The sequence below is a fragment of the Pseudomonas sp. HMWF006 genome (genome assembly GCF_003061205.1).
Classification (GTDB): domain Bacteria; phylum Pseudomonadota; class Gammaproteobacteria; order Pseudomonadales; family Pseudomonadaceae; genus Aquipseudomonas; species Aquipseudomonas monsensis.
On record NZ_QAIU01000025.1, the window covers coordinates 1 to 9622 of the forward strand.

General features: G+C 56.1%; 6 protein-coding genes. 1 reads left to right on the forward strand and 5 read right to left on the reverse strand.

From position 1 onward, the window contains the following. A partial coding sequence (locus DBR24_RS00645) for a homogentisate 1,2-dioxygenase (protein WP_128613576.1) occupies positions 1-376 on the reverse strand: 376 nt, incomplete at its 3' end. 164 nt (positions 377-540) lie between these two features. Between DBR24_RS00645 and DBR24_RS00650 the strand changes: the two genes are divergently transcribed. Next, positions 541-1329, forward strand: coding sequence for an IclR family transcriptional regulator (locus DBR24_RS00650; RefSeq protein WP_123464755.1), 789 nt, complete (start codon positions 541-543; stop codon positions 1327-1329). A gap of 53 nt (positions 1330-1382) precedes the next feature. Here DBR24_RS00650 and DBR24_RS00655 read toward each other — a convergent pair whose 3' ends face one another. The 4 genes from DBR24_RS00655 to DBR24_RS00670 all read right to left on the reverse strand — a co-directional run. Beyond that, positions 1383-4895, reverse strand: coding sequence for a dermonecrotic toxin domain-containing protein (locus DBR24_RS00655; RefSeq protein ID WP_128613577.1), 3513 nt, complete (start codon positions 4893-4895; stop codon positions 1383-1385). 171 nt (positions 4896-5066) lie between these two features. Next, positions 5067-7619 (reverse strand): LuxR C-terminal-related transcriptional regulator, encoded by a 2553-nt coding sequence (locus tag DBR24_RS00660; protein WP_128613578.1) that lies wholly within the window; start codon positions 7617-7619, stop codon positions 5067-5069. Positions 7620-7799: 180 nt separating this feature from the next. Next, a complete protein-coding gene (locus DBR24_RS00665) occupies positions 7800-9167 on the reverse strand; it encodes a DUF1329 domain-containing protein (protein WP_128613579.1) in 1368 nt (455 codons plus the stop codon). A 23-nt stretch (positions 9168-9190) separates the two neighbouring features. Beyond that, on the reverse strand, positions 9191-9622 hold a 432-nt coding region (locus DBR24_RS00670; RefSeq protein ID WP_128613580.1), incomplete at its 5' end, for a DUF1302 family protein.

Below are 9622 nucleotides of genomic sequence, written 5' to 3' on the forward strand. Positions count from 1 at the left end.
TATCCGCACCGGCATTGGCCGCCATGCTCACCAGACCGTCAATGAAATCGGTGGGCTCGGCCGGGATCTCCAGCGGGTTCCAGCGCAGCCGGTTGGGCGTCACTTCACCCAGCGGGCCGCCGGCCAGTTGCCGTTCCAGTTTGACGAAGGCCGGGTGATTGGCCGAAGGCTGAATCCGGTACATCCAGGTCCGCCGCGCTTCACTGCGGGTCATGGTGAATGCGGTGCCGGAAAACAATTCGGTGTAGAGACCGTAGGGGGCTTTTTGCGGAGAGTTCTGGCCGACAGGCAGCGCGCCGGGCAACGCTTCAGTACTGAATTCGTTGCCGAAACCGGACTGGTAAACCAGCGTCGACGCGGTTGAATCGAGGTTCATGGAGCCTCCTGAACAGGGAGTCGGCAGTGGCCCATCGCTCTGGCTCAGAGGTTTCGGCACGCCGGGGTTGTTATTATCGTAATTCGATTACGCATAACGTAATTTGCTCGCTATCCAGCGTCAAGCTATAAAGACGCCCATTCGTATCGGAACCCGACCGCACCATGGAAAAAACCAGCGACAGCAACGGCAAACAGAAAGTCCGCTCCGCCGAAGTCGGCACCGACATCCTCAAGGCCCTCGCCGAGTTGTCGCCGTCCACGTCGCTGTCGCGCCTGGCCGAACATGTGCAGATGCCGGCCAGCAAGGTGCATCGCTATCTGCAAGCCTTGATCGCATCGGGATTTGCCGAGCAGAACACCGCCACCAACCATTACGGCCTGGGTCGTGAAGCACTGCGTGTGGGCCTGGCCGCCCTCAATAGTATGGACGTGCTGAAAGTCGCCGCCCTGCCGCTGGCCGAGTTGCGCGACGAGTTGAACGAAACCTGCTTCCTCGCGGTGTGGGGCAATCAGGGTGCGACCGTGGTGCATATCGAACCGGCGGTGCGCGCGGTGACGGTGGTGACACAATTGGGCTCGGTCTTGCCCTTGCTCAGTTCATCGACCGGACTGGTCTTCAGCGCTTATCTGCCACACCGGGAAACCGATGAGCTGCGTGAGCAGGAAACCACCGTTGCCGATCACCCGCTGGCGGATGAAAAGGCCTATGCGACGTTGTGTGAACAGATCCGCGAACGCGGTCTGCATCATGTGCATGGTTTATTGATGCCGGGTGTGGATGCCTTGTCTGCCCCGGTGTTCAACGCCGTCGGGCAGATCGCCGCCGTATTGACCATCGTCGGCCCGACCTCGCTGTTCCACGCCGACGAAAACGGCCCGGCGGCGCAGCGCTTGTTGGCTGCGACGCGGGCCGTGAGTTGGCGGATGGGCTATGAGTCCGAACATGTCTGAACCGTGCCAACAGCACGAATGACCGACAGCGGTGATTCGTGCTGTTTATCGCGTCAGTTGAGCAAGCGGGTCGTGCTATTCACCACCATGGGCGGCGCGGCCACAGCCGTGACATAGCTGATACTGACCTCAACGCCGGTCACTGCGCTCACCACGTCGGCAAAGTCTCTGACATTCGACAGTAAGGCAAGCGGATTCACGGGAGAACCAATGGCGCCGACCTTACCCACATACAGCATGATCGCGCCTCTCCAGGCCGATGCAAAATAAGCATTGGCCGCATCGTCGAGACCTTGGCTGGAAGCCACAATGCCTTGTACAACCGATGTCGTGATGCGCAACACCGACGCTGCAAGACCAAGGGGCGGAATAAACATTGAAGCCACGTCCAGTGCGAATTCAGCAAGAATCCTCGCATCTTTCCAGAATGCTTCTGATGGGCTGGTCGTCTGGAAGTCCGTATCGGCAATAAGATGGCTGATCTTTGCCCGGTACTGTTGTCGGAAACTAAGTATCGGATAGCTATTTGTCAGATCAGGCGTCGATGTGACCAAGGGCTTCGCGTCCCAATAGTTATCAATGAGACTTTTGACAATCTGCTGGTGCTCCAGACGCACCAGCCCCATGACAACCTTCCTGAAGGCAGAACCAGTCAATCGAGCAGCCAGCTGTTCAAGCGGGAAGAAGTCTTTGCCATCCGGAGTATTGGGCACGTAGACCATAAACTCGTCTCGGTTGTTGACTCTGCGCCCGAACACATAGGCGCCAGTCAGGGCCCGACCTTGGAGCGTGAACTCATAAACACCGATTCCCGGCTTGCCTCCCACAGCGATGACGTTTTCGCGAGGCAAATCATGATCAAAACCATCAATCAACCGCTGCAGCCAGTTGAACTGCTCTTGCGACAGCTCGCCCTTGATTTTCTGAATCAACGCGGCCCTGAGCATTTCATTCTGTTTTGTCTTTCGAAACAGCTTCACCTTCAAGTCGACATCAGATGGCTCAAGGAAGTTTTCTCTCAGATATTGAAGGTATTTTTCACCTGGCGTCAGACCGATCAGATCGTTGATGACTTTGGCATTCAACTGCTCGACAGGTTGGCCAGTAAACGTCCAGAAGCTTGCGGTTCTCAACTGTTCTGTGAGCGCTGTCAGATAGTTACCTGCGGGAGAAACCCAGGAAAAGAACTTCTGGAAGACACTTACATCACTGCGCCACAGCTGCCACTGGACGAAAAAGTCAGTAAGGCTGATTTTCGAATCCGCATGAAATTTCACCCAGACTTCATCTGGATTAATTTCAGCAACAGTCCCCGAACGACCTAAGTATCGGTTGAGCTCCTGGCTGACCAACTTCCTCGAAAACTCTTTGAAAGGCACGATTTCGAGCTTTTCTTTAGCATGGTGGTAAACAGCCTTGAAATCATAGTTCAAACGATTAAGCAGGCGCTGATCCGCGACTTTGGCTTTTACATACCATTGCGGTGTAGCGACTTCAGCCTGATCGGCATCCCAACTGATCTGATTCTGAACCGCGCCCTTCAACGGACCGTCTTCGGAAAAGCTTTTCACCTCGATAGTCGACCACCACCATTCTTGAAGCATCTCATGAAGGCTATCGTGCAGGTAGTACCGCTCTATATTCGCGCTATCGCTTGCGTATGCCTGATCTTTCAAATAGGCCCAGCTTTCCTTGTTTACTACCCAGCGTGCAATCTGATGCTGTAAAGATTTCAGATCAGGAAACTGATACCACTCCTTCCCTGTGGTGAGTCCAGGCATATGAAGGACATGAAGGTTTCGTTCGGCATCGACACCTTTCCTGCGATACACCAGCAAATTCTTAAAGGGTTTAATCCAGCCCCGGAGTGACACGCCCATGGTTTCGATAGAGTCGTCACCAAAGTTATAACGCATTGCCAGATCCTGAGCGATCGAAGTCACATGTTTTTGCAATACGGCGGCAAACAATGTGAGTGCGGTCTTTCGCCCGAAAACTTCCCGCATGGATTCGACAACATCGGATTGCGAGTAAAGCAGGCGGCGCGCCGTGTTATAGGCCACACGGATGTTCAGCGTCTGAATCGCACGCATCAGATTCGTGGGTGTCATTTTTGGATTGTCAGTGAATACTCGCGGGATAATTTTATAACTCCCCGCATCATCATTGGCGCCGTGCATGAAAACCTGCGTCAGCGTTTTACGCTCAGTGAGCTCAATCTTCTGCCCGTTCACCAACGGTACGGTATGAATGATGTCTACGGGTACATTGTCCGGATTAACGCGCTCATCATCACCCGGGGATAAAAAATCCTCCACGGCCACACGAGAATAGTCCTTGAGCGACGTTATGCCATGGGTGGTCTGATGATGTTTTACTTCGGCTTCGAGAAGTCGCTGTTGCAGTGCAACGTACACTTCCTGATTGGTATCCGAAGTAGTTTTCAACCAGTCTGGCCATGCATTCCGCTCCACAACCTTCAGAAGACCGGCCTGCCTTTTTTTGGCGTGATGAGTAATTTCCGGCAAGGACTGCGTCGACTCCACGGTCGCCATGCACCCATCCAGATCCGAACTGCCCCTGTTGAGTCGATCCAGGTGGTATTCGACGTCTCTGTAGGCCTTGTGCAACGTCTGCTCTGCGTAACGTTCGAACAGATTCCCATGGACTTTCAAAAAGCGAACATCGTAACCATAGGCAAACCCTTCTCGCTCATCGAGCGGCAGCGCCTGCAGAAACTCCTCCCGCGTGTCCGTCCACTTCAATCGCGAGACCAGGGCTTGCTGAAGTATCAGCGAGGAGGCGAACTTCTCGATCCCTCGATCTGGCGAATAGAGAACAACGGCACCCTCGCTTGCTGGAATCAGTTGTTCGTGAACCGGATTAGTCAGTGGCACCACAAACATTGAGTTTTGCTCAACATAACTGCCATTCCGGCCTTCGATATGGACGCTGTAACCCATGCCTGTCAAACCCGCTTGAACAGTACTACTGATGCGCGCCCTTTCCTCCTGAGTAATTTCACCGTGCGCCGTCCATGAATCGAGCTCCCGCTCAAACAAGACCGATTGAAGAACAGCCAACGCAGACTTGCGCGAAAGTTTTGGATACGCGTAGCCACTTTGGGAAACCTCGTTAATTTCCCAGTATCTTTTTAACGCGGAAACGTAACGGGTCGCAATATTCCCCAACAAATCAGACAGTATATTTTCGACCGCCGTAACATCCAGGCCCTTGATGATATCCCGTGAATCGGTAGAGCCAGGATAATCGTAAATCGCATAGATAGCCGGAGAGTAAACAGGTACTTCGCCACGCTGCAAACACTCCAGAAAAACCTCAAGTAAACGTCCCATTGGCGCGTTTGCTTTTTGGCTACCCCCCTCAAGAACATTGATATGAATTTTGCTAACCAATACTCCTGGCGCAATCTTCGCAACAGCTTCCCGCAAACAATCCTGCACGATCACTTTGAAAGCAGGTACCAGTTCCAACTCTTTCACAATATTGGACAATGCTTCGCCCTGGCGAGCAAGAGCCGTATTTTCAACTTTTTCAAAGTTCATCAATAAAAATCCCGATCAGTTTGATAATTGCAACGACTGCCTGTCGACTGCATTCGCAAATCAAACTAATACCGGCACACATACAAAAGATAGCTCGAAAATTTTTCCAAGCGTGTTTAACCCGACACGCCAATATACATCTGAATACAAAGCCACTCTGCCGTGTTTTATTTACAACTTAAAGCCAAGCAATCTCGCCTTGGCTACTGCGTGAGTCCGGCGTTCCACCGCCAACTTTGTATATATTCTTCGCACATGAGTTTTTACAGTGTGCAATGAAAGGAAAAGTTTCTCCGCGATTTGCCGATTGGAATCACCCAATGCAACAAGCTCCAACACCTGCTGCTCTCGCCGACTGAGCACGCTGGCACACTCAAAACTTTCGGAACAGGCTAAAGAAACCTCTTTTTCTTCAGGAAAAAAATTCGAAGGAAGTAAAGAGAACTGATGCCGCACGCCATCCAGGTTCGCTCGTTGCACAATCCTGCAACCAAGCTCCCGGTGTTCGATCAGCCGGAATGGCTGGCGCTGCAGCGATGCCACTTCGGCCAACGCAAAATGCAATTCCGCTTCCAGTGTCAAAGCTCCGCCGCTCTGCGCTTGTTTCAGTAGCGGCTCGAGCTGGCCCAATAGATCTTCTTCACAATCCATATAAGCCTTGGCCAGTATCAACAAGTATTGAATGCGCGGGATTAACTCCACAGTGGCGGGAGGTGCCTGCAGCGCCTCGGGTGGTTGATAGTGCCGCAATACCCGGCTCAACGCTTCTTGCGCCAACTGCGGCCGCCCTTGCTGCAACCAGAACTGGCTGCTGAGTTGCAAAAGCGCTCCGCGGTAGACCGTGTCCGGTATCTGCCGTTGCTGCATCACCCTCTCGGCCTCACGCAGACGTTCGAACGCCTGGGCATAGTCCATTCGATTGGCCGCCAGTTGTGCCTGGCCCAAATAGCCATACAACACGCGTTTGTCGTGACTGCGCAGGCAGTCCTCTATCCCCTTGCAAAAAAAATCTGCTGCCTGTTGCTCGCGCCCCATGTACAAGGCCAGCCGACCTCGACGCAATGCGATGCGGCCCAGCAATGGCGTGGGGCGTTCGGCTCTGTGAGAAAGCAATTGCTCGATGCTCAGTAACAGATTTTCGGCCCTTGCCGGCGCGCCACGCTGCTCAAGCACCTGAGCATGGTCGAGTTCGAGCAGACCTTCGAACAGCAGCGAGCCTTGAGCACGGGCCAGGCATAGGGCCTCCCGATTGATGCCATGGGCCAGTTCGAGGTCACCACACAACAACGCCTGTTGGGTCTGCCCCGACAGGCACAGCAACCTTGCCGGCCAGGCATCGACAGCCAGTTCGTCCAACGCTTGTCGAAAATATTCCCGCGCCGGAGCCATTTGTCCCTGCAAATGCATCAACCACCCTTGCAGCATCTGCCAACGCGCGATCAGTTGTTTCTCTTGTTGAGCCGAGGGTTGCGGCATGAACCGCGACAGCTGCCCGATACAATGTGCCGCCTGTTCAAAACGACCGGCAAAGAGCAATGCGGCAGTGATCAAACCGATCAACTGGGGGGTGCTCAGGGTCAGCTCTTCGCTGTGGCATTCATGCAGGCGCAGCAACAGCACCACCGTTTGTTCTTCGAACAGGTGCTCGAAGTTGAAATGCTGCAAAAGGCTGACCGCCGTCTCGTGCTCCTCGGCCAGGAGCGCTTGCTCGAAGGCCGAGCGCCAGTCCTGCTCGGCACTGAACCACTGGCAGGCCCGACGGTGCCAGGAGCGGGCCGAGGGCCATTGTTCCTCGCGCATGACCCGGGCCAGCGGCGCAAAGATCTGTAACCAGTGCGGCGAGTCATTCCACGGTTCGATAAAACAGCCAAGCGTATGCAGCGTGCGCAAGTGTTGCGCGCCCTCCCCGGCACCCAACAAGTGCTCACACAGTTCGGCATTGAAGCGCGGCAGATGTGCCAGCACCCGCCACGCCTCGGTCAACTCCGGGGTGAGGCTGCTGAAGAGTTCGTGTTGCAGATAATCGAGCAAGGTGTCGACGCGCTGTTGCGGCTGAATGCTTTGCGACCAGTCGCACTTCTGCAGCAGTGCCATGCGCACACCGGCGCACCAGCCACCGGTGCGCTGGACGATGCGCGTGGCGACATGGCCAGCCTGTTCCGGCGCCAGATGCCGCAAGGCACCGGCGATCTCGTGTTGCGTCAGCGCCAGTGTCGTGCTTTCGCACTCGTACAATTCATCGCCAAGCAGCAGTCGCGGCCAGTTGCATTGTGGACGTCGGCGCGTACCGATCCACCAGATCAGCGCCGGACTGCTGACAGCCAACAGGCGATCGAGCAAAGCGTCCAGCGCCGGATCCGGCAGTCGAGCGAAGTCATCAATAAACAGCCATGTGGGTGTCGACCAATGCGCCAGGGTCGTGATCAAACCCGACTCATCAACGCACTCCGCCAGCCCCAGCGCCTGGGTCAGACGCTGGCAGAATTCGCCGACACTCAGCGTGGCGCCCGCCATTGGCAACCACCGCACCTCGCACGCCACAGGTGCCTGGAGCAAGCACTCGGTCAGCAGCGCGCTTTTGCCACTGCCAGCGGGGGCGCAAATCAGCCTGACCCGCGCCACCGAGGCCAGCAACGGCTCACTCAAGCGCGGGCGCGATTGATGATGGGAGGAGAGTCTGGGTAAAAATCCGGGGCGATCCAGACACAGCGTCATGGCGGTCATCGGGTGAGCCTTTTTATAGTTGTGGGTTCACCCTAGCCCTCTCCAGACCGCTTGTTGACGAGTATTCAGCACGCTGATTGGCGGCCATAAAAACGCGACCACCTGGTCTTATTCTGATCATCTGAACCGAACCGCTGTGGCGAGGGAGCTCGCCACAGGTTCACGGCGGTATTCGACGAATTACCGTACACCCTCAGCGCGCAGGGCCGATGGCGTGTAGTCGGCCGCCTTGGCTTCGAAGCCGAATTCGAAGCTGTGTTTCTCTTCGTTCTTCATCCCCAGTGCAATGTAACGGCCGGCAATGATGTCGTAGAGCGCCTCGAGGGTGTAGGCCTGGGCCTGGTGATCGTAGTAGTACTGAGCATGCCCCTCGGCGACGCGCCACAGTTGCCCGCGACCGTCATAGTGGTCGGCAAGAGCCACCTGCCAGCTGTCTTCGTCGATGTACATGTGGCGCTTGGCGTAGATGTGCCGCTCGCTCGGTTTGACCGTGCCGATCACTTCCCACACGCGGTGCAGTTCATAACGCGTCAGATCCTGATTGATATGCCCGGCCTTGACGATGTCGTCGTACTTGAGCTTCGGCGAATCGAGCTTGTAGCTGTTGTACGGAATGTACATTTCCTTCTTGCCGACCAGTTTCCAGTCGTAGCGATCCGGGGCGCCGGAGAACATGTCGAAGTTGTCCGACGTACGCAGGCCATCAGCCGCAGTGCCCGGGCCGTCATAGGCCACTTGCGGTGCGCGGCGCACCCGGCGCTGACCGGCGTTGTAGATCCATGCCAGACGCGGCTCCTTCACCTGATCGAGGGTCTCGTGCACCAGCAGTACGTTACCGGCCAGACGTGCCGGCGCAGTCACCGACTGCTTGAAGAAGGTCAGAACATTGGCGGCTTTTTCCGGATCGAGATCCTTCATCAGTTGCGGCACGGCGATCTCCTCTTCGAAGCGGATCGGCGTGTAGCTGCCATTGGTCTGTGGCGTCACCTGAGTGATGATCCGCCGCAGGTTGCCGCCGTGATAGCGGGTGATGTGGTTCCACAACACCTCAACGCCATTCTTCGGAATCGGAAACGCGTAATAACGGTTGCCGGTGAAATTGGCCAGGCCGTTGCCCTCATTGATGCTGGTCACGTTGAGTGCGCTGCGCTTGGCCGACTCATAGATTTCCGGCGGCACCGCGACCGTGCGGTGGGTCGGGTAGACCGGAATCCTGTAGGTTTCCGGGTAACGTTTGAACATCGCCACCTGGCCGTCGGAGAGCTTGCTTTTGTACTGATCGACGTTCGCCGCGGTAATGGTGAACAACGGTTTTTCATTGGCAAACGGGTCAGCGAGGAAGCCTTTGCTGTCTACCGCCCCGGCATTTTTCGGAATGCCGCCGGTCCAGGCCGGAATCGAGCCGTCAGCGTTGCCGGCCTTCTCGGCACCCAGCGGAGTGAGACTGGTACCTAGCTTGTTGGCCTCATCCGGCGACACCGACGCCATCACGTTGGCCGCCAGCAAACCGAGGGCGAGGACACCACATTGCAGAATCATTTTGCGCATTGCATTCATCCTTCTCGGGCAGATCAGAAGTTCACGCCGAAGCTCAGGGCCACGAAGTCACGGTCTTCGAGGACGTTGTAGTCACCGCCGAAAAAGTCGGTGTAACTCAGGCTTGCGGTGTAGGTGTTGCGGTAGTCGGCATCGACGCCGACGCTGATCGCTTTCGCGCCTTCGTTGAACAGGCCGTTGGGGCCGTAACCGGCAACGTCATGCGACCAGGACAAGTTGGGTTTGAGGTTGATCCCGCCGATCACGTTGGCGTAATCGAGGATGGCCCGCGCGCGATAGCCCCATGAGGTCGAGGTGACGAAACCGTCGGTATCGCCGCCGAAACCGTACTGCCCATACACCGAGTCACGGCCATAACGCAGCTTGTTGCGCGACTCCAGGCCGCCGACCCGCACCACCGCGGCTTCACCCACCAGGGTCAGACGTTGAGCGCCCCAGACCTGATC

What these genes read in the sequence shown, in the direction of transcription:
- DBR24_RS00650 (WP_123464755.1), top strand. Translation starts at nt 541, where the DNA reads ATGGAAAAAACCAGCGACAGCAACGGCAAACAGAAAGTCCGCTCCGCC.
- DBR24_RS00655 (WP_128613577.1), bottom strand. Translation starts at nt 4,895, where the DNA reads ATGAACTTTGAAAAAGTTGAAAATACGGCTCTTGCTCGCCAGGGCGAA.
- DBR24_RS00665 (WP_128613579.1), bottom strand. Translation starts at nt 9,167, where the DNA reads ATGCGCAAAATGATTCTGCAATGTGGTGTCCTCGCCCTCGGTTTGCTG.
- DBR24_RS00660 (WP_128613578.1), bottom strand. Translation starts at nt 7,619, where the DNA reads ATGACCGCCATGACGCTGTGTCTGGATCGCCCCGGATTTTTACCCAGA.